19 protein-coding genes are annotated in these 20425 nt (G+C 67.2%); 6 read left to right on the top strand and 13 right to left on the bottom strand.

What is annotated here, in order from left to right:
* Positions 1 to 675, bottom strand: coding sequence for a DUF2637 domain-containing protein (locus NL1_RS01700; RefSeq protein WP_067833369.1), 675 nt, complete (start codon positions 673 to 675; stop codon positions 1 to 3).
* A gap of 2 nt (positions 676 to 677) precedes the next feature.
* Positions 678 to 1082, bottom strand: coding sequence for a hypothetical protein (locus tag NL1_RS01705; protein WP_245673040.1), 405 nt, complete (start codon positions 1080 to 1082; stop codon positions 678 to 680).
* 257 nt (positions 1083 to 1339) lie between these two features.
* Between NL1_RS01705 and NL1_RS01710 the strand changes: the two genes are divergently transcribed.
* Positions 1340 to 2020: a GntR family transcriptional regulator gene (locus NL1_RS01710; protein ID WP_067833376.1), complete on the top strand. Its 681-nt coding sequence runs from the start codon at positions 1340 to 1342 to the stop codon at positions 2018 to 2020.
* A gap of 59 nt (positions 2021 to 2079) precedes the next feature.
* Here the strand turns inward: NL1_RS01710 and NL1_RS01715 are convergent, their stop codons facing one another.
* Positions 2080 to 2913 carry a class I SAM-dependent methyltransferase gene (locus NL1_RS01715; RefSeq protein ID WP_067833379.1) on the bottom strand — a complete coding sequence of 278 codons (834 nt, stop codon included), beginning with the start codon at positions 2911 to 2913 and terminating at the stop codon, positions 2080 to 2082.
* 466 nt (positions 2914 to 3379) lie between these two features.
* Here NL1_RS01715 and NL1_RS01720 point away from each other — a divergent pair, with 466 nt between their 5' ends.
* Positions 3380 to 4276 (top strand): hypothetical protein, encoded by an 897-nt coding sequence (locus tag NL1_RS01720; RefSeq protein WP_156094598.1) that lies wholly within the window; start codon positions 3380 to 3382, stop codon positions 4274 to 4276.
* Positions 4277 to 4898: 622 nt separating this feature from the next.
* On the opposite strand, the gene NL1_RS01725 is transcribed toward NL1_RS01720, so the two are convergent.
* The 4 genes from NL1_RS01725 to NL1_RS01740 all read right to left on the bottom strand — a co-directional run bounded on the left by NL1_RS01725 (position 4899) and on the right by NL1_RS01740 (position 9346).
* Positions 4899 to 6086, bottom strand: coding sequence for an MFS transporter (locus NL1_RS01725; protein WP_067833386.1), 1188 nt, complete (start codon positions 6084 to 6086; stop codon positions 4899 to 4901).
* Positions 6086 to 6652 (bottom strand): Chromate resistance protein ChrB, encoded by a 567-nt coding sequence (locus NL1_RS01730; RefSeq protein ID WP_067833594.1) that lies wholly within the window; start codon positions 6650 to 6652, stop codon positions 6086 to 6088. Before NL1_RS01730 ends, NL1_RS01725 begins: the two co-directional genes overlap by 1 nt.
* 154 nt (positions 6653 to 6806) lie before the next feature.
* Positions 6807 to 7550, bottom strand: a complete 744-nt coding sequence (locus NL1_RS01735; RefSeq protein ID WP_067833390.1) for an ABC transporter permease — start codon at positions 7548 to 7550, stop codon at positions 6807 to 6809.
* 440 nt (positions 7551 to 7990) lie between these two features.
* Positions 7991 to 9346, bottom strand: a complete 1356-nt coding sequence (locus NL1_RS01740) for a 2OG-Fe(II) oxygenase (RefSeq protein WP_067833393.1) — start codon at positions 9344 to 9346, stop codon at positions 7991 to 7993.
* 361 nt (positions 9347 to 9707) lie between these two features.
* On the opposite strand from NL1_RS01740, the gene NL1_RS01745 reads away from it, so the two are divergent.
* Positions 9708 to 10934, top strand: a complete 1227-nt coding sequence (locus NL1_RS01745; protein ID WP_084510215.1) for a cytochrome P450 — start codon at positions 9708 to 9710, stop codon at positions 10932 to 10934.
* 79 nt (positions 10935 to 11013) lie between these two features.
* Here NL1_RS01745 and NL1_RS01750 read toward each other — a convergent pair whose 3' ends face one another.
* Positions 11014 to 11613: a TetR/AcrR family transcriptional regulator gene (locus tag NL1_RS01750; RefSeq protein WP_067833396.1), complete on the bottom strand. Its 600-nt coding sequence runs from the start codon at positions 11611 to 11613 to the stop codon at positions 11014 to 11016.
* 65 nt (positions 11614 to 11678) lie between these two features.
* Here NL1_RS01750 and NL1_RS01755 point away from each other — a divergent pair, with 65 nt between their 5' ends.
* Together NL1_RS01755 and NL1_RS01760 are read left to right on the top strand one after the other, a co-directional pair.
* Complete coding sequence (locus NL1_RS01755; RefSeq protein WP_067833399.1) at positions 11679 to 12524, top strand: alpha/beta fold hydrolase; 846 nt, start codon at positions 11679 to 11681, stop codon at positions 12522 to 12524.
* Between the two features lie 65 nt (positions 12525 to 12589).
* A complete protein-coding gene (locus NL1_RS01760; protein ID WP_067833401.1) occupies positions 12590 to 13795 on the top strand; it encodes an AI-2E family transporter in 1206 nt (401 codons plus the stop codon).
* 42 nt (positions 13796 to 13837) lie between these two features.
* On the opposite strand, the gene NL1_RS01765 is transcribed toward NL1_RS01760, so the two are convergent.
* The 3 genes from NL1_RS01765 to NL1_RS01775 form a co-directional block, all read right to left on the bottom strand.
* Entirely contained in the window at positions 13838 to 15475 is a 1638-nt protein-coding gene (locus NL1_RS01765) for a long-chain fatty acid--CoA ligase (RefSeq protein ID WP_067833601.1), read from the bottom strand.
* Between the two features lie 159 nt (positions 15476 to 15634).
* Positions 15635 to 16783, bottom strand: coding sequence for a cation diffusion facilitator family transporter (locus tag NL1_RS01770; protein ID WP_084510216.1), 1149 nt, complete (start codon positions 16781 to 16783; stop codon positions 15635 to 15637).
* Positions 16780 to 17172, bottom strand: coding sequence for an ArsR/SmtB family transcription factor (locus NL1_RS01775; protein ID WP_067833608.1), 393 nt, complete (start codon positions 17170 to 17172; stop codon positions 16780 to 16782). Before NL1_RS01775 ends, NL1_RS01770 begins: the two co-directional genes overlap by 4 nt.
* 115 nt (positions 17173 to 17287) lie before the next feature.
* Between NL1_RS01775 and NL1_RS01780 the strand changes: the two genes are divergently transcribed.
* On the top strand, positions 17288 to 18751 hold the full coding sequence (locus NL1_RS01780) for a flavin-containing monooxygenase (protein WP_067833404.1): 1464 nt from the start codon (positions 17288 to 17290) through the stop codon (positions 18749 to 18751).
* 68 nt (positions 18752 to 18819) lie between these two features.
* Here the strand turns inward: NL1_RS01780 and NL1_RS01785 are convergent, their stop codons facing one another.
* Both NL1_RS01785 and NL1_RS01790 read right to left on the bottom strand, forming a co-directional pair.
* Positions 18820 to 19212 (bottom strand): SCO5389 family protein, encoded by a 393-nt coding sequence (locus tag NL1_RS01785; RefSeq protein WP_067833407.1) that lies wholly within the window; start codon positions 19210 to 19212, stop codon positions 18820 to 18822.
* 68 nt (positions 19213 to 19280) lie between these two features.
* Positions 19281 to 20327 (bottom strand): nitronate monooxygenase, encoded by a 1047-nt coding sequence (locus NL1_RS01790; protein ID WP_174553382.1) that lies wholly within the window; start codon positions 20325 to 20327, stop codon positions 19281 to 19283.
* Between the last annotated feature and the right edge of the window lie 98 nt (positions 20328 to 20425).

Below are 20425 nucleotides of genomic sequence, written 5' to 3' on the forward strand. Positions count from 1 at the left end.
TCAGGCACCCCCAACAGGGACAGCGATCGGCAGCATCTGCTGCACCGGTCGCGATGAACGAACAGGAACGGGAACCGGCGCGACCACACGCGGCGCAGCCGGACGAATCTCGAGAACCGGCACCGGAAGCGCAGCGGTGACCGGTTCGGGATCAGGAGCCGTCACCGCAGCCGGAGCCGCAGCAGGCTCGGACACCGGGACGGGATCGGATACGGACTCGGGTTCGGCCGGAGCCGCGACAGGCGCGGGAGCCGAACGGCGTTGCGCTGAACGGAACAACAGCGCGAGACCGTGCGTGTCGGCGAGCAAGCTGATCGGAGCGATAGCCGCGACCATGGCGGCAGCCCACGGCGGGAGGTCACGACCGTCCGCGACCGCGTGCAGTGAGTTGCCCGCCACCGAGACTGCCGCGCCGACCACCAGGACCGTGACGAAGAACCGGCGTTCCCGGCCGGAGCACACCAGCACCCCAGCCGTTGCCAGCAGGATCGTGCCGTCCACGATCAGCGGGAACAGCCACGCATCTTGCTCGGGGATGTGCGCCAGCTCGGCGAGGTCTTCCAGGGTGGAGAACGACAGCCGGAACGCCGCCGCTCCCACGCTCAGGATGATGACCACGGCGGACCAACGCGCCCAACGCATCCCCGCCGACATCGTCTGGTCCGCCGCGCTCATCGTCAGGCCGCCTTCGCCTGGCGGGCCGCACCCGGATCGGCCGGAGCCTGCTTCGCACCCGAGGTGTCCCCGGCGATACCGGTGGCCCGGATCGTCCAGCCAATCGACTTGAACTCACCCGAACCCTGGATCTTCGGCTTGATCTGCAAGCCCTCCAACACGATCGGAGTGATACCGGGCATCAGCGGCGCAGCCGAGGGAACCGGCTGCACATCCGCCACGAACGTCACATCGAACGAAGTGCTCCTCGCGCCCGAACCCGCGGGATCGGTCACCGTGCCCTTCCACAGACGCTTGCCCGTGCCGTTGCCGTCGTTGTCCAGGTCCACCCGCTGCCGCTTCGGCGCGTTACGGTCCGAACTGAACTCCGTCATCGGCTGGACCTCGCCCATCAGCACCAGCCCCATCGGGAACGCCTCACCGAAATTCACGCTGAACCACACATCCTTTAGTGCCATCTCTGCTCCTTGTTTGTGCCTTGACCAGTGCACTTTCTGTGCATACGCAACACCGTATACGCAGTTGCGTATACGCACAAGGCTTGTGCGTATACGCAGTTGCAAGATGGGTTGACGCGCAAGCGCGCGAAGGCGCGTAGCCTGACTATTTGCGTATACGCAGTTGTGTATCGACAGAACGGCCGATACGAGCGAAGGGGTAATCCATGACTGAACCTGCGTACGTCCGGATCGCAGGAGAGATCGCACGCGACATCCGCAGCGGCGCTCTACCCGCCCGGACACAACTACCGAGCTACGCGGAGCTGGCGAAACAGCACAACGTCTCGGAGATCGTCATCCGCAGGGTCAGGGACCTACTCCTGAGCCAGGGGCTTGTCACCGCGATCGAACGGCGCGGCTTGTTCGTCGCCGCCCGGCCGACCCTGGTTCGCATCTCACCCGAGCGGCAGATGGAGGACCCCGAGGTGACCTTCGGCAACGAAGCGGCCGGAGGAGACGACGGAGTCCGCATCGATCGCGAGTCGTCGATAGTGCCAGCGGACGCCGAACTGGCGGACATCTTCGGGATCAATCCCGGTGACGACATCGAGCACATCACCGTCGCCGCCTCCGAATTCGGGCGCCCGACTTCGATTTCCGACAGCTACCAACTGCCCGGCACGAACGTTGCCGACGCCGAGCAGCTGGAAGAGACGCTGGCCGACCGGCCGCCGTCACCGACACATGCCGTCTGGCTCGAGGTCGGATCCGGCGAGCTGGTGAAAACCGTCCACCAGCGGTTCCTCAAGAACGATGGACGAGTGCTGATGGTCTCCGACGTGTCCTATCCCAAGGACCGCTACGACTCGTTCGTCTTCCGCATGAACCTCGAGCCACAACCCTGACCAACCACAACCGAGCATGGCCCGATCCCACCGCGGACCGGGCCATGTTTCGTTTCCGGCTACGGTTGCCGAACCCAGCCTTGCGCGACGTCTGCAAGGTTCCACCAGGACACATACTGTTCATCGACGCTCTCCAGCGACCAGTCCGCCGCCAGCCGATCGAAGAACGCATCGTCACCGGTCATTCCGCCCTTGGGCTCACCCATAAACACCAGGCGCCGACCACCCCGCGATTCGAACAGCTCCAGGGCCTCGGATGCCATGGAGTTACCCCAGCCCGGCGGCCAGCACAGGAACAACACCGAATCCTCATCCAGCTCGGCGGCGAACTCATCGAGACCGCCGACCGGAAACCACACCGCAGGCTGCCCCGGAGCGTCCGGAAAGGACGGATTCGCGCAGGCGTCCGGGGGCTCGGAATCGAACGCCTTCACCGTCACACCCTGACCCGCCAGCAGCCACGCCCAGTACCCGCGACCGGCACCCAGCTCGACCACCGTGCGCCCGCCGCTGAAGGTCTTTACCCAGTCCAGCGTCGCGGGCGAGGGGATCGCATAGGTGTAGGCGGCCTGGAGGATCGTTTGCACAAAACCCAGCCGAACACTGCCGTTCGAGCTCCCGCCGTTGACCACCCGACGCTCGGCATCAGTCCCAACGGCCGGTCCGACTATCTCCCAGTAGGGATTGCCGAACTCTGTAGCACCACCGGTCATGAAGTGCACGAACCGAAGATCGAACGCCGCATCAGCCTCAGGGTTCGCAGTCCCCGACAGCATCGGCGCGGTATCCAGATACTCGGCGACCTTCGGATACTCCGCCATCAACCGTGGCCCATCCTCGAGCAGCGCGGCCAGCTCGGTTCGACGTTCAGGCGTCAGCGCGAGACCAGTCATGCCCTCGATTCTCCAGGCGCACTTCACGTTCCACGAGTGGTTGCTGAAATTCGCTATATAGAGTCAAGGCGCCTGCGGCGGCGCGTGCGCGCCGCCGCCGCGCGACGACGCGCAGCGGGTCTTGCTCGTACCTCACCGCCCCGGCGCGTCGGCACGTCGGCGACGCGCACGCGCTATCAGCAGGCGGCCCGGACTCCTTGGCAGCTCTGACAGCATTGACCCGAGCGGTAGACCGGAACGCCACGAAGCCCGACCCGAATTGCTGAACGGAATTCCCGAGCCCGAATCGGCCGGCATCTACGCCAATCGACGGCCACCAGCGCGCCGACTCCCATACGGTGCTGCCGCACGAGCTTCGCTCGCTTGCCTCGTAGATCACCTGCCGCACACCGCGCCGTGACCGTTGCAGCCGACCCAGCTGGAAGTTCTGTTCGGGGATGAGTCCTTCGATCGAGCGGTCCAGTACATGGCCACGTCCAAGATGGTGTACTTGACCGCAATGGACGAAAACGGACAGTTCACGGCCAAGATCGCCAAATGGCTCCGTGAGCAGGGGTATCCCCTTGAGATGCGCACAGCCAGAGTGCTGGCGGCGAACGACATTGACACGACCTTGGGCTGGTACTACGCCGATGTCGAGACCGGCCAACAACGCGAGACAGACATCTACGCGTACGCTCGGCGATCCTACCCCGATGACGAATACGCGGTAGTCCAGGTCAGCCTTGCTATCGAGTGCAAATCGTCGAAGGACAAGCCGTGGATCCTCTTCACTGACGGCCCTACCCGGATGTCCTCGACGGCACGGAGGGACCAGCGGTTCGTTGCCCCCGATCGGAAATGGATTCGGCCACTACGGGTTGAGTCTGCTGAGCTTCCTCTTCTTGATGGGTACAGCCCCCACGGGTACGCACTAGTGCGGGCCTTCGCGGGCGACAACCAGGATGCTGCCTTCGGGGCCATGCTGTCGACTGCCAAAGCCGCCGCGGGGATTCAACGGTGGCACCAGCAAGCGCGTCGCGGGGAAGACACGATCCACTCCATTGTCCTTCCTGTCCTGCTCGTAGACGCTCCGCTCCTACAGTGCGAATTGGACAGCGACGGCAACGAGCGATTGACTCCGATCGAGCGAGGAACGATCGAGTGGCGCTACCAACTCACTCCGACGGACCCGCCGCACACGATAATCACGATAGCCACGCCAGATGCCCTGCCAAGCCTGGCGGAAGACTTGAACGCCACCGCTGACGAAGTGCTCAGGCTGACTACCCCGTGGTACTTGGACAAACAGGCGAAAGCTGCCGAACTCCGCTCCAAGGCACAGCTTCTCCTACGTCCCCGACCGGCTGACCTGAGCGAATGAGTTGCTGAAAGAATCCGGTAGCGGTGGGGACGATGGAGCAGCCTGCGGCCGCTTGGCCTTGGTCTGGGTTGGCCTGCATTGTGTTCGTGCGCCACTCACGCGTCAAGGGCGCCTGTCGGCGTCACTACGTGATGGCTATCGCCACCCTTGACCCGCGAGCCTCTGCGCACGAAGGGCAGGCCCTACGGGGCAGGCGGGTAGCCAGCCCCCTTCATGCGCAGGCCAACCCAGACCAGGGCCACCGTGGACCGGACACGACAAAGCGGCGGGGGTGTCAGTCCCGCCGCTTTGGTACGCAGTTCGTACGCAGCAGCACCAGTCGGAGCCATCACGCACCAACGCAAGCAATTTCGCTTTCCAGGTCAGGCCATTACCACCAACGATGCCGACCAACGCCCGACCAGGCAAAACACCCGTAGTCCGCTCTCCTAAAGCGGGTGTCGCAGGTTCGAATCCTGCCGAGGGCACCAACCTGCGCTGCATATGCGCAGGTCAGAACGGTTGAACGGGAGCTAGGCGCCAAGGAGCTGCTCGTCCTGTTTGCCGCAGGCCTGGCCGTGAGTCACCTGGGGCACGTCGGCACCCTCGAGCTGCCGGAGTAGCGCGGCCGACAAGTTGGTTCTCAGCCCGCTGTCGTGGTGACTCGGGGGCCCGTTCGGTGGGCTACCAGCGCCGGCGCGGCGGCGATGAGCACGGCCAGCGCTGCGTAGCCGACCGTGAGCGTCGCCGCGGCAGCTACACCGGCGACCAGCAGAGGTCCGCCCGCGTCGCCGAGTTCGCGGCCGAGTTCGGCGGCGCCCATCGTCTGTCCCATTCGCTCGTCGGGGGTGTCGGCGGCCAAGGTGGCGAACGCCAGCGGCGTGATGAGGCCGGTCCCGATCCCGATGCCGATCGCGGCCAGTAGTACACCGGCAAGACCGGGGAGCATGGCGCATCCCAGCCCGGCCGCCGTGATCACCAGTCCGGCCGCGATCCCCTGTCGCGCGGGCAGACGACCGTCGTCCATCGCCCGCCCCGCGCGCGGCTGCACCACCGCAGCGCTCGCCGCCAGCAGCGAAACCGCAGCGCCGGTGACCAGCGGTCCGAGACCTGCGGCGGCCCCGGACACGGGCAGGAATCCGACGCCCACCGACAGTGCGGCGGTTGCCGCGGCGAGTGCGGCGGTCGGCCGCAGGAACGACCCCTCCGAGAGCCGCCGCACGAGGTCGACGACGGTTTGCCTGGCACGGGGCAGCGGCGGAACCGACGGGACCGCGCATGCCGCCCACACCGCCACCCCGGCCGCCAGCACCGCCATGACCGTGAACAGCAGCGACAGCCCGCCGACCCAGACCACGGCACCGCCCAGCAGCGGACCGAGGGTGTAGCCGATGCTCTTGTAGAACCCGTAGCTGCCGAATGCTCTGCCCTGCTTGGCTTTCGGGTGCAGCCGGGCGACCAGCGCGCTCGCCGCGGGCGAGAACGCCGAGGCGCCAGCGCCCTGGCCGAGGCGGGCCAGCCACAGCCAGCCGGAGTCGTCGACCACCACGAACACCGCGGACGCGGCCGCAAAGGCGATCAGCCCGCCGATCAGGACCGGACGAGCCCCGACCCGGTCCGCGATCGACCCGAATACCGGCTTCAACACCACCTCGGCACCGTCGTAGAGGGCGAGCAGCAACCCCAGGTACAGCAGCGAAGTACGCAGATCACCGGTCTCCGCGCCCAGATTCGCCGCGATGCCGTGTGCGCCGAACGCAGTGGTGAAGCCCGCCGCGTAGAGCGGCCACATCCGCCAGCGGGGTGGCACCGGCGGCGTGGGACCGGTCATCACAGCGCACTGCCTGCGGACGGATCCGGCGCATGCAGCGCGGAGAAGACCCGTTCGGTGTAGTCGGTGAACCTTTGCGCGCAGTGCTGCAACCGCTGCGTGGCCCCGGCGGCGGTAGGTGCACCGAAGACATCGCGCGCCTTGATGTCGCGATGCCAGCGTCGCAGGCGTTCGAGGCTCTGTTCTTCCTCCTCGAGCTCGGCAAGGGTGAACTTGGCGTTGCGGATCTCCTTGTCCAGCTCGGCCTCGTACTTACCGCAGTCGGCCACGAATTCCGACCACTCCTCTTCTCTGGCAGCGGTGAACATCGCCTCGAACCGCGCCGCATCAGCTGCGCTTGCGCCTGATGCCTGCAACGAAATCGCTTGGCCGCCTGCCTTTTCGGTCAGTTCCAACGCCCGCGCGATGCCCGCTGCGAAGACCGCGACATCAGGGGCTGCCCACACGCCGTGCCCCAGCGACAGCGCACCCACCCGGCGCAACTCCCGCCACACCGCCACCCGATGCCGCGACGGCTCCGAAGGCAACTTCACCAGTACGACGACCCACCGCGTCAGCGAACCCATCTCCGTCACGACTAGAAATGTATCAGGCGTTACATTTCCTTTCGATGACCAATCCCACAGCCCGAGCGCTGGACGTGCGGCTGCGGCTGCTGGATCGAATGCCGGGAAGGGCGCTGGTGGGTGCCGATCGGCTCCGGGCAGCTGAGCACGGAGCTCAGTGTGGTCGAGCACGGTGGACACGTCTTCGCGCGACCAGTTCGACCGTCACCGCGACCGCGCCAGCCTGCGAAAGCATCAGCCCGATCAGGACCAGGATCTGCACGGCACCGGCTTGAACGGCCGACCCGCTCGTGAGTAGCACGCCGATGAAAGCACCGGGGAGAGTGACCAACCCGACCGTGCGGGCCTGGTCCACACCCGGTATCAGCGCGTCGACAGCGGTGTCCTCGATGACGAGTAGGTGGGCCGCCCGGTCGGGGAACCCCAGGCTCAACGCGGCCTCGACCTCGCCCCGTCGCTGGGTGAGGGCGTCCAAGCCGCGCCGCGCTGCCAGCGAGGTCGCTGTCATGGTGCCGCCGAGGAGGATGCCGCCGATCGACACGAGGGTGACGCCATGGATCGGGACGACTCCACTGAGCAGGGTCGCGGGCAGCACCGCGGTGATGCCCGCGGCGATGGCCAGCCCGAGCCAGGTCCCCGACCGGCCTGCCTCGGCGCGACGCGCCGAGGTGACGGCCGCCGCACCGAACATGACGAGCAACACGAGCACTGCTGACCACACATGCCGCAGCGCTGCGGCGAGGATCAGCGCGATCAGGCTCAATTGCAGCACTGCTCGACCCGCCGCTGCGGGCACCACGGCCGGCGATCCCAAGTGGGCCAGCCGGTAGACCAGGGTCGCGGCGGCTACCAGCGCCAGGCAGAGCAGGGCAAGACCGAGACCGGGCGTGACCGCCATGATGTCTCCTCACCGCGCGGTCAGCAGAATCTTACGGATGGTCGGACGCGGAGCGTGGCTGCCAGCGACGTTTCCGATGATCACGATTCGCCGGTCCACGCCCGGCACGATACCCGCCCCGACTCCGCCGGACTTCGACTGCGAACTGTCGGCCGTCTCGTACTGCGATCGGTGTGCCCCGCCGAGGGCACTTCATTCGCTGGGTGATCCGTGCTCGCGGGGCGCGCTCGCCGGGGCTCATTTCGTCGTGTTTTGTGGGGGTGCAACCCCCACGCCCCGCCCGGCGGGCTTCGCCCCCGGACCCCCTGTGCGCTGGGCACATCGAACATGGGAACGTACACCGAGCAATGCGACCACCTGCGCCGAACTGCGCTACAGCGCGTCGTCGTGCGTGGCTCAGCGTGACGGGCGGCGATCTGTACGTCCCGTAACCCGACGTTCTACTGACGGGGCCGGATGATGATCGCCGCGCGCCGGTACCAGAAGTTGGCGGTGTTTCCTTCATTGCCCATGTAACCCTCGATTTCCGACGCGAACGGCTCCAGCGTCGATTTCGATGCGCCCGTACACAACTCCTCATCCCGGACCTCCCGCACAGCGGGCTCACCGGCCGCCCCTGACCGGTCGATCAGCCACGTCAATGTGATGGTCGACCAGCGCAGCTCGCCGAGATCTTCCGATCCCGGGACCAAAGGAAGGCTGGAGAGCACCGGAAGGCTCGCGGGGTCATCGGGCACAGGCTCCACCATTTCCCCGTCTTCATCGAACTCCACGTCAGCGCTTTCGACGCATTTCCACCCGTCCTCAACGCGCTCCCAACGCTGACGATAGATCAGCATCCACGAGGTGTAGTCCTCCTCGTAGGAGTCCTCGACCTCCGCGAGCGCCAGCGACGTGTCATATCCCGCGATGTCGGCCGCCGCGAGCATCATCCCAGCACGGGCAGCATCGCCACCCTTGAGCTGATCCCACCCGAATCCGTTCTGGGAATACTGATGATCCAGCAGGTAGACGAGTTGATGAGGTGGGCGTTTCGCCGGCTCGCGGTGCCAAGACCACGTCGACAATTCCATCGGTGTGGTGAAATGCGCGCGTAACTGCTCGGCCAGTAACGCGACCGACGGATGCATGGCGAAAGCGGCAGCGTCCGGGCTGGTACGCCCCTTCGCCACCAGGTTGTAGGTCAGCGTGATCCGGAAACCGTCGGTGACCGGCAGCACCTCATGCTCGCAGTCGCCGTAGAACGCGACGAAGGACAGCTCCTCCTGCGAACCCTGGTCGGTGACCTTCGTCCCCTGCTGCTCGATCACCAGCTCCCCGCCGGTGAACGCCGAAGGCAGAGTCACCACCAACGTGCCGATCATGCCGTCGGCCTTCTCCGAATCCTGATGGCGCTGAAAGAATTGTCCCGGCTCATACACCAACATCGAATGCAGCTCCGCCGACAACTCGCAGTCCGGCGCCAGACCAAGCTCGGCCCGCAGTATGTCCAGCATGGGCAGCAACGTCTCGCGCCACTGCCGCTCGTCGACCGTTACCCGGTCCCGCGGAACCTCCCATGTGTCACGCACATTCGCGTCCAATAGGGTCTGCTCGCGCAGACCATACCGCGCCGGCCGCGCGACCTCGCACAGTCGCCGCGCCTGTGCCGGCGTCACCGGCAACCGGATCGGCCCCACCCCATCGACTTCGATCACCAGATTCTCCGCCGAGCCCGTCCGACGCGCAGCAAATGAACCCGCCGGCGGCACCGAACCCATGAGCTCGCCGATCACCCGTAAAGCCTTGTCCGTCATGCACTTCTCCCACGTTCGACAACGTTCGCGGGCATCCTTTCAGTGCCCACCGACGATCCAGCCCCGATGCCGCACCTTCGGAACATCGGGGACTGTGAGTCGGCCGAGCCCTCGGGCCGGTCTACATCGAACGGTGGGCTGCCGAAGCGGGGCCCGACTCGGCCGCCGACGTCGTCGACACCTGCCTGGCCCGCCTCGCCACACATACTCCTGTAGCCGATAGCACACGGAACCCTCCCTGAGCCCGGGGGTCGACCACCTGATCCGCGCCGTAAGGCGGCAAGGCGCTTAACTATCGAATTAGAACGTGTTCTAATCGAGTGAGAGGTCTGCGCCGAGGCAGGCCGCGAAGGAGGTACTTGTGATCCCGCCGTCCATTCCCGCAGGATTCGACTTCACCGACCCCGCCGTGCTGGCTGAACGCCTGCCCGTCGAGGAGTTCGCCGAGCTTCGTCGCACTGCGCCGGTCTGGTGGTGCGAGCAGGAGAAGGGTGTCAGCGGTTTCGATGACGGCGGGTACTGGGTCGTCACCAAGATGGATCACATCAAGGAGATGTCCAAGTCTCCCGAGGTGTTCTCGTCGGAGGAGAACACCGCCATCATTCGCTTCAACGGAGACATCGCCCGCGCCGAGGTGGAGATGCTGCGGGGGCTCATGCTCAACATGGATCCGCCGAGGCACACCAAGAACCGGCGGATCGTGTCCAAGGGCTTCACTCCCCGAGCTGTCAACTCGCTGCGCGATGCACTCACCGAGCGTGCCGAACGGATCGTGCACGAGGCGAAGAAGGAGGGGCGGGGTGACTTCGTTCAGCAGGTCGCCTGCGAACTGCCGCTGCAGGCCATTGCGGAGCTGATCGGTGTCCCCCAGGAGGATCGCAAGAAGATCTTCGACTGGACGAACCAGATGATCTCCTACGACGATCCCGACTTCGAGGGCGACCACAAGATGGCCACCGCCGAAGTCATGGGTTACGCGTGGAATCTGGCCGAGGAGAAGCGCAAGTGTCCGATGGACGATATCGTCACCACGTTGGTGAACGCGGATGTCGACGGCGAGGCGCTCGGGTCGGATGAGTTCGCCTGGTTCGTCATCCTGCTCGCGGTTGCGGGTAACGAGACCACCCGCAATGCCATCACCCATGGCATGAAGGCGTTCGTCGATCACCCCGAGCAGTGGGAGCTCTACAAGGAGCACCGCCCGCGCACCGCACCTGACGAGATCGTCCGCTGGGCAACGCCGGTGACAGCCTTCCAGCGAACCGCGTTGACCGATACCGAGCTCGGTGGCCAGCTGATCAAGAAGGGCCAGCGCATCGGCATGTTCTACAGCGCGGCCAACTTCGATCCGGAGTCGTTCGACAATCCGTTCGCGTTCGACATCTTCCGAAACCCGAACCCCCATGTCGGTTTCGGCGGCACCGGCACGCACTTCTGCGTCGGCGCCAACCTCGCCCGACTGGAAATCGACCTGATGTTCAACGCGATCGCGGACGTCATGCCGAATCTGCGTCAGGTCGAGGAACCGGTGCGGCTGCGCTCGGGCTGGCTCAACGGGATCAAGCGCTGGGAGGTCGCCTACGAGTGAGGGATCGCCCCGGTGAGCGGAGCACGCACGTCGGGGGCGAAGTTCGCAGGGTGCACGACGGGGTCGCGTCGGCGGTGGTCTACCGCGCCTGGGCTCCGTCGTGAACTCCGGCCAGCAACTCCACCACCCGCGCTCCCATTGCGCGACCGGCGGAATGCAGAGGGTCTGCCGTGCGCAGTGTCCGGCTCAGCACGAATGCACCCTCCAGGGCGCTGAGGATCGCCAGGATCAGGTCGCGGGCCGCGGTGGGTTCGACGCCGCGGCGGACGAAGTAGTCCGTGCCTTCCTCGACCCAGGCTCCGATGACCTCCGCGGCGACCTCGCGCAGGGCGGGCTCGCTGTCCGCGATCTCCCCGGCGACAGTGCCGACGGGGCACATGTTTATCCATCCCGCCTGCTCGATCTGTTCGGCGGCGGCGGCGAAGGCGGCGGGCACCGCCTCGCGCAGGTCTTCGAGCGGATCCATGAGCAGGGGGAGTAGCTGGATGTAGGCGGCGCCGGAGGTGCGCAGGGCGGCGGCGGCGATTTGCGGCTTGCCCGCGGGGAAGTGGTGGTAGAGCGAGCCCATCGGCGCGCCCGCCGCCACGGTGACCTGTTTGACGCTGGTCCCGCTGTAGCCCCGGGTGCGTATCAGTTCCGCCATCGCCGTGACGAGGCGATCACGGGTGCTTGTTGACATTCTCTCGGTCACCGTTCCAGACTAGAGCAAATGCTCTAGAGCGAACGCTCGAACGGAGGAATCCCATGCCGATGGTCGATCTTCCCGCTGGTCAACTGCACTATGTCGAGCGCGGCGATGGCCCGCCGGTGGTGCTGCTGCACGGTCTGTTGATGAACCACACGGTGTGGGACCCGGTGCTCGACCGGCTGCCTGCGGGCTTCCGTTACGTGCTGCCCGATCTGCCGCTCGGCGCGCATCCGATTCCGCTGAATCCGGGTGTCGATCTGAGCCTGCGCGGGCTGAATCAGCTCATCGCGGACTTTCTCGCCGCGCTGGACCTGCGCGATGTCACCCTGGTGCACAGCGACTGGGGCGGCGGGCTGTTCCTCACCGCCTACGGTCTCGACGAGCGCGTCGGCAGGCTGATCGTGCTGCCGTGCGAGGCCTTCGACAACTTCCCGCCCGGCCTGCCCGGCAAGATGGCCATTGTCGCGACCGCATTACCCGGTGGAGTATCGCTGGCGCTGCGGCAATTACGGGTGCGATGGCTGCGCTCCTCGCCGCTGCTGTTCGGGTGGATGGCGCGCACGCCCTTGCCCGACGACCTGGTGCGCGGCTGGACCGAACCCGGCCTGCGCGACAAGCGCATCCGCCGTGATCTGCTCGCCTACACCAAGTTCCCCTCCCCGAAATCCGAGCTCATCGCGAACACCGAAGCGTTGCAACGCTTCTCGGGCGACGCGCTGATCCTGTGGTCCGCCGCGGGCAAGGTGATGCCCCGCGAACACGGGCGCAGGCTGGCCGAATTGATCCCGCGCGCCCGGCTGATCGAGATCGAGGACGCCTACGTGCTGTCCATGCTCGATCGACCCGACGCGGTCGGCGCCGCCATCTCGGACTTCCTGACCGGCGACCGAGCCACGCGGTAGCGCGGCCCCGATCCGGCCGCGGGTCGCAACCGCGGATTCGCGGCGGGATCGACCACACTGGGCTCGTGGCCGCCCACCCGCCCGACGCCGAGCCGGGTCCCGAGGCATCGGAGCCCACCGGCTCCGAGGTCGCGGCGCGCGAGGAGCAGGCCCCGGCAACCGACCGCAGGCGGATGCCCCCCTGGTTGCCGAGGGCGCTGGTGCTGACCTTCCTGCTGCTCGGGGCGTTCCAAGTGCTCGACTGGGCGGCGCACCGGCTGATCGGGTTGCTCGTCGTGCTGTTCGTGGCGTTCTTCGTCTCGCTGGCGATGGAACCCGCGGTGGACAGCCTGGCCGCGCGCGGCATGTCCCGCGGACTCGGCACCGCGGTGGTCTTCGTGCTGGTGTTCTTGTTCGCGGCCGGCTTCGTCGTGGCGCTCGGCACGCTGCTGGTGGAGACCGTCCACGACCTGGTGATCGAACTGCCGCGGCTGGTGAACGACTCTGTCGATTGGGTGAATCGCACCTTCAACCAAGAATTCACCCTCGATCAACTGCGCGGCCAGCTGACCGAGGACACCGACACGCTCACCGGATACGCCGAGCACGCCGCGGGCCACGTGTGGGGTCTGTCCGCCACGATCGTCGGCGGGCTGGCCAAGGTGCTGCTCATCGCGCTGTTCAGTATTTATCTCACCGCGGGAGGGCCGAAGCTGCGGCACTCGCTGTGTTCGCTGCTGCCGCCTGCCAAGCAGGGCGCGGTACTGCACGCCTGGGATCTCGCCATCCAGAAGACCGGCGGCTACTTATACTCTCGCGCGCTGCTCGCGGTGATCTCCGCGGTCGCGCACGGCATCTTCCTCGCGGTGCTCGGCGTGCCCAACGCCATCGCCATGGGGGTCTGGTTCGGCGTGGTCGCCTCGTTCGTGCCGACCTTCGGAACGTATCTGGCCGGGGCGCTGCCGGTCCTGGTCGCGCTCACGATCCGGCCGCTGGACGCGGTCTGGGTGATTCTGTTCGTCGTCGTCTACCAGCAGCTACAGGACTACGTCCTGCAACCGAAGCTGACCGCGCGCACGGTGGACGTCAATCCGGCCGTCGCCCTGCTCGCCGTGCTGGCGGGCGGGGCGTTGCTCGGCGCGGTGGGTGCGCTGCTCGCCATCCCGGCCACCGCCACCGTGCAATCGTTCGTGAGTTTGTACCTGAAACGCTATGAGGTGACCGAGGATCCGCGTATCGATCGCGCGCAGGCCAAGCGCGTGCGGCGAGCCGGGACCGATCCGGCGACCTGAGCACGCGGAGCCCGGTCGCAACCGACCGGGCTCCGCGGACGCTCAGGACAGGGTGGTGACGGTCAGATCGCCGTCGGCGTACTGCGCGCGCAGACGCTTCTTGTCGAACTTGCCGACGCTGGTCTTGGGCACCTCGGCGATGAACGTCCACCGCTCGGGCAGCTGCCACTTGGCGAACTTGTCGGCGAGGAAGTCGCGCAGCTCCTCGGCCTTGGCCTCGGTGCCCTCCTTCAGCACGATCGCCACCAGCGGCCGCTCGTCCCACTTCTCGTCCGGCACGCCGATGACGGCGGCCTCGGCGACGGCCAGGTGGCCCATGACGGCGTTCTCCAGGTCCACCGAGGAGATCCACTCACCGCCGGACTTGATCACGTCCTTGGAGCGGTCGACCAGGGTGAGGTAGCCGTTGGGGCTGATCTTGCCGACGTCGCCGGTGCGCAGCCAGCCGTCGTCGAACTTGTCCGGGTCGATCACCCCGCCCTCGGGGGAGTAGTAGGAGGCGGTGATCCACGGACCGCGAACCTCCAGCTCGCCCAGCGATTCTCCGTCGTTGGGCACCACGCTGCCGTCGTCGCCGACCAGCCGCGCCTGCACGCTGGCGGGGAAACGGCCCTGGGTGTAGCGGTACTCCCACTCCTGCTCGCCGGTGACGCCGGCGGGCGGGTGCGCGACGCTGCCCAGCGGCGAGGTCTCGGTCATGCCCCAGGCGTGCAGGATTCGCACGCCGTGCTGTTCCTGGAAGGCGCGCATCATCGAGGGCGGCACCGCCGAACCGCCGACGACCGCGGTGCGCAGGTGCGAGATGTCCTGCGGCTTGGCCGCCAGACCCGCGAGCACGCCGCCCCAGATGGTCGGCACGGCCGCGGCGAAGGACGGCTTCTGATCTTCCATCATCTCCAGCAGCGGGCCCGGCTGCAGGAAGCGGTCGGGCATCAGCACATTCGCGCCGGACATCAGCGCCGCGTAGGGCAGGCCCCAGGCATTGGCGTGGAACAGCGGCACGATCGCCAGCACGTTGTCGGATCCGTTGAAGCCCATGCCCATCGGCGAGCAGACCTGCATGGCGTGCAGCCAGTTGGAACGGTGCGAGTACACCACGCCCTTCGGGTCACCGGTGGTGCCGGAGGTGTAACACATTGCCGCGGCGGACCGTTCGTCGATCACCGGGAAGTCGAAGGTGTCCGGCTGGGCGGCGAGCAGTTCGGTGTACGAGTGCACCTGCACGCCCTCGGGGGCCTGCAACGCGGACGCGTCGCCGTTGGCGACGATGACGTGGCGCACCGTCTTCAGGTTCGGCAGGTACTGCGCGAACATCGGCACCAGGGTGCCGTCCACGATGACCACCTGATCCTCGGCGTGATTGGCCACGTAGACCAGCTGCTCGGGGAACAGGCGGATGTTGAGCGCGTGCAGCACCGCGCCCATGGCGGGCACGGCGATGTAGGCGACCATGTGCTCGTTGTTGTTCCACATGAAGGTGCCGACCCGGTCGCCGACCCCGATGCCGAACCCGCGCAGCGCGTTCGCCAGTCGAGCCGATTCGGCGCCCATCTCGCGGTAGGTCATGGTCCGCACGCCGGTACCGGTCCAGGTGGACACCGTGCTGTCGCCCTGGAAGGTGGCGGCGTACTTCAGCAGTGTCGCCAGCGAGAGCGGCTCGTCCTGCATGGTGCTCAACATCGGGAACTCCTTCATCCTCAGTGGCTGGCATGAGCCACGTCACATCGGCGATGCTACCGAAGGTTCGTCACCCCGCGACCGGTCGGAACCGAAATAGGAAGCGGGGGCATCCGCCCTCAGTTTCCCCAGGTCAGCGCAGCAACCGAAAGGCCAATGCTGTCAATGGATGTGGGCCGGGTAGGCGTGCACCAAGGCGGTGTCCAGCTTCGGTACGGCATGCGTGAGGGTGTGCTCGGCCTCGTGCGCGAGGCGGTGCGCATCGGCCAGTGTGATGGTCGGCACGACATCGATTTCGACGTCCGCGTGCAGCCGGTGCCCGATCCAGCGCATGCGCAGACTGCGCACCCCTTCGACGCCCGGTTCGGCCGCGAGCGCGCGCTCCGCGTTCGCCACGAGGGCCGGTTCGACCCCGTCCATCAGCCGGTGGAACACATCGCGCGCCGCGGTACGCAGCACGGCCAGGATGGCCAGCGTGATCACCAGGCCGATGATCGGATCGGCCTGTGGGAAGCCAAGTGCCACACCGGCCGCGCCGAGCAGCACCGCCAGCGAGGTGAATCCATCAGTGCGCGCGTGCAATCCGTCGGCCACCAGGGCCGCCGACCCGATGCGCCGCCCGACCCGAATCCGGTACAGCGCCACGGTCTCGTTGCCGAGGAAGCCGATCAGCCCGGCCAGCGCGACCCAGCCCAAATGATCGATCGACACCGGGTCGATGAGCCTGCGCACCGCCTCGTACCCGGCGATCAGCGCCGAGAGCGCGATCATCGCGACGACGAAGAGCCCGGCTAGGTCCTCGGCGCGGCCGAAGCCGTAGGTGTAGCGGCGGGTCGCCGCCCGGCGACCGAGCGCGAACGCGATCCACAGCGGGACCGCGGTGAGCGCATCGGAGAAGTTGTGGATGGTGTCGGCGGCCAGCGCCACGGAGCCGGAGACCGCGACGACGAGGACCTGGAGTGCGGCGGTGAGGCCGAGGACCGCGAGGCTGATCTTGACGGCACGGATGCCGACCGCGCTGGCTTCGAGCGCGTCATCGATGCTGTCGGCGGCGTCGTGGCTGTGCGGGGCGAAGATTTCGCGGAGGATGCCGCGCAGGCCGCCGGGGTGGTCGTGCCCGTGCTCGTGTGCGTGCGCATGGCCTTCCCGGAGCTTCGCTTCGCCACGGTGGCCGTCGTCGTGTTCGTGCTCGTGGTGGCCGTGGCTGTCGGCATGCCCATGCCGATGATCGGGCTCTCTTTCGGAGCCGCGGCCGATCGGGTCGGGGGTCACCGAACGCCACTGTCCGCCTTGCCGTTTCGTGTGACTCATGGCGTCGCTCGATTCCGCTCCGGCAGTTCGAGCACCGCGCCGTCGCGGCGGTGGTGCGGCGGGATGCCCGGGCCCGCGTGCTCGGCGTTGTACACCGCGTCCATCACCAGTTGCCGGACGTGCTCGTTCTCCAGGCTGTAGAAGATCGTGGTGCCCGCCCTCCTGGTGCGCACCAGTCGAGCCATGCGCAGCTTGGCCAGGTGCTGGGAGACCGACGGTGCGGGCTTGCCCACCGCTTCGGCCAGGTCGTTCACCGACAGCTCGCGATCGACCAGCGCCCACAGGATCTGGACGCGGGTGGGCTCGGCCAGCATGCGGAACACCTCGACGACCAGCCCGGCTTGGTCCTCGGCGAGGGGCGGTCGCGGTGGCTGGTTATCTGCATTCATACGCAGATAATAGAACAAATGAGCGGCGGTGAGCATGCGAATGATTGGCCGAAAATGTTGATTGGCTGACCGCTGATGTCTCGGTGAGCGGCGCCGCCCGCCCTATCGTCGAGGCATGACATCGCCGTCCATCATCATCATCGGAGCCGGATTCGCGGGGCTCGGCATGGCGCTCGAGCTGCGGCGCGCCGGGCTGGAGAACTTCACCATCCTGGAAAAGGCCGCCGATCTCGGTGGGGTCTGGCGGGAGAACACCTATCCCGGTGCGGCCTGCGACGTGCCCTCGCCGCTGTACTCGTGGTCCTACGAACCCAAATCCGATTGGCCGCGGCGCTTTTCCGAGCAGCGTGACATCCACGACTACATGCGCGGGGTGGCGGGCAAGCACGACCTGACCAGCTATATCCGCTTCGGCACCGAGGTCACCGACGCCGAATTCGATGAACGCACCGGACGCTGGCAGCTCACCACCGCCGACGGCGCGCAACTGAGCGCCGACATTCTGATCCCCGCGGTCGGCCAGCTGTCCCGGCCCGCGCTGCCGAACCTGCCCGGCATCGACACCTTCACCGGCCCTGCCTTCCACTCCGCCGAGTGGAACCACGAGATCGACCTGACCGGCAAGCGGGTGGCCTGCATCGGCACCGGAGCCAGTGCCATCCAGTACATTCCGCGCATCCAGCCGAAGGTCGCGCAGCTCACGCTGTTTCAGCGTTCGGCGGCCTGGGTGCTGCCCAAGCCCGACGTCGAGTACAGCGCGCTGCATCACGCGCTGTTCAAGTACTTTCCGCCGAGCCGGTGGGCCGAGCGGTTCGCGATCTGGTCGTTCTTCGAGGTGCTCGCGCTCGCGCTGACCGACATCCCGGCCATGAAGTCCCCGGTGATCGCGCTCGCCGACCAGCATCGCGAAAAGCAGGTGCCCGACCCGGAATTGCGCGCGAAGCTGACCCCCGACTACGCGGCAGGATGCAAGCGCGGCCTGTTCTCCAACGACTACTTTCCCGCGCTCGCTCAGCCGAACGTCACGGTGGAGACGACGGCGATCGAGGCCGTCACGCCGACCGGCATCCGCACCGTCGACGGCGTCGAGCACCCGGTCGACGTGATCGTCTACGGCACCGGTTTCAAGGGCACCGAATTCCTCGCCCCGATGAACATCTACGGCGTCGGCGGCCGCAAGCTGGCCGATGTGTGGGGCGACGCGGGAGCGCGTGCCTACCTTGGCCTTTCGGTGCCGTTCTTCCCGAACTTGTTCATGATGTACGGCCCCAACACCAATGTGGGCTCGGGGTCGATCATCTACATGCTCGAATCCCAGGCCCGCTACATCCGGCGGGCGGTGGAGTACCTGGCCGAGCGCCCCGGTCGTTTCCTCGCCGCCCGCGCGAAGGTCGAACAGGACTGGGACGACTGGCTGCAGCGCAGGCTGAAGGACACCCCGTGGAACTTCTGCTCCAGCTGGTACCGCAACGCGGCGGGGCGCATTACCAACAACTGGCCCGGCGCCACCGTGCTCTACCGCTGGAAGACACGAACTTTCGACCCGGCCGACTACGACGAGGCCCGCGCCACCGCCTGATCACGCGAACCGCCCCCGTTCGGCCGGCCTCCTGCACCGGCCGAACGGGGGCGACTCTCCTTCCGTGTTCAGCAGTTACGCAGCTCCGGGCTCTGGTTGAGCAGCTGGGCCCTGGTGCCGATGAAGGTGGTGTAGGTCTCGCCGCCGACCGCGGACACCGGGAATGCCGCCACCCGGTGGCAGTTCTGGAACGCGAGTTTCACGCCGAAGTGCCGCTCCAGGCCGCCGCGGATGGCGTCCGAGGCCAAGGCACGCAGCAGCTGGCCGCGGGCCACCTCGTCCGGCGGCGGCACCACGTTGTCGGCGAATTCGGCGGTGCCCGACTTCAATTCGCCGGCCACCCGGCTCACGACTTCCCAGGCGTAGGGCAGCGAGGTCCGGACACATTCGACGAAATCGGCGTCGTCGATCTCGCCGCGTTCGGCGCGTTCGAGCAGTGCGGCGGGAACATCGAGGGACATGGCGCTCTCCTCCTGGGGATGGGGTGGATGGCGGTGCGATGCCCCTGAAGTCTAATCGAAAGTGGTTGTCAACAATCCTGGATTCGTCGCGAAAGTGCCGATTCCAGAGCGGTTTTCGTGGCGGCGGCCAGTTCGGCGACCAGTTCGCGGGCCGGTAGCTCGGGCGTCAGCGCCTGGGTTTGGCCAGCCCACAGGTTGACTTCCTCCGGATTGCCCGCTGCCCGCGCGGCAGCTCGCAACGGCCCTGTCGCGTAGTGGATTTCCGGATACGCGGCGGGCGCTGTCGCGCTGTGCTCGGCCATGAACTCGTTGCGCAGACCGCGGGCGCGGCGTCCGGTGAAGGCGCGGGTGAGCATGGTGGGCGCGGTGCTCGGCAGTGCCGCGCGGTGCACCGGATTGGTGCCCGCCTCCGGGCAGCGCAGGAACGCGGTGCCCAGCTGGGCGGCGGACGCGCCCGCCGCGAGGACGGCGGCGATGCCCGCTCCGGTGACGATGCCACCCGCGGCCACGATCGGCAGATTCACCGCGGCGGTGAGCAGTTGGAGCAAGGCGAGCAGGCCGAGCGGATCGGCGTCGTCGTCGGCGACCCGGTCGACGAAGGTGGCGCGGTGTCCGCCCGCCTCGGCGCCCTGGGCGATCAGCACGTCGGCGCCTGCCGCCGCGGCGATCTCGGCTTCGGCGACCGAGGTGACGGTCACCCAGACCTCGGAGCCCACCGCGTGCAGCCGGGTCACCTCGGCGGCCGTGGGGCAGCCGAAGGCGCAGGTGACGACCGCGACGGGCGTCTCGACGAGCAGGTCGAGCTTGGCGTCCCAGTCGTCGGTGTCGTGCTTCGCCGCGCCGAGCTCATGTCCGGCGCCGAGTTCGGCGAGGTAGTCCGCGTACTCGGCGGGCGGGGTCGGCGGTCCCGGCGCGAAGAGGTTCACGCCGAGCGGGGCGTCGGTGAGTGCGCGGGTCGCGGCGATCCGGTCGGCGGTGTCGGCCGCGCTCAGGTAGCCGGCGGCCAGCACGCCGAGGCCGCCCGCCTCGGCGACCGCGGCGGTCAGCTCGGGAGTGGAGGGGCCACCCGCCATCGGAGCGAGCACAATCGGGACGCGCAGTTCGTCGATGATCACGGCTCGAGTCTCGCCGATCGAGACCTGTGATCCAGCCCTCACCTGCGATTTCGCATTCGAAGGTTGCGGAATGGTCACGACGGGGTAGAGTTCCCGTC

It is taken from the genome of Nocardia lijiangensis NBRC 108240 (assembly GCF_001613045.1).
Lineage (GTDB): Bacteria > Actinomycetota > Actinomycetes > Mycobacteriales > Mycobacteriaceae > Nocardia > Nocardia lijiangensis.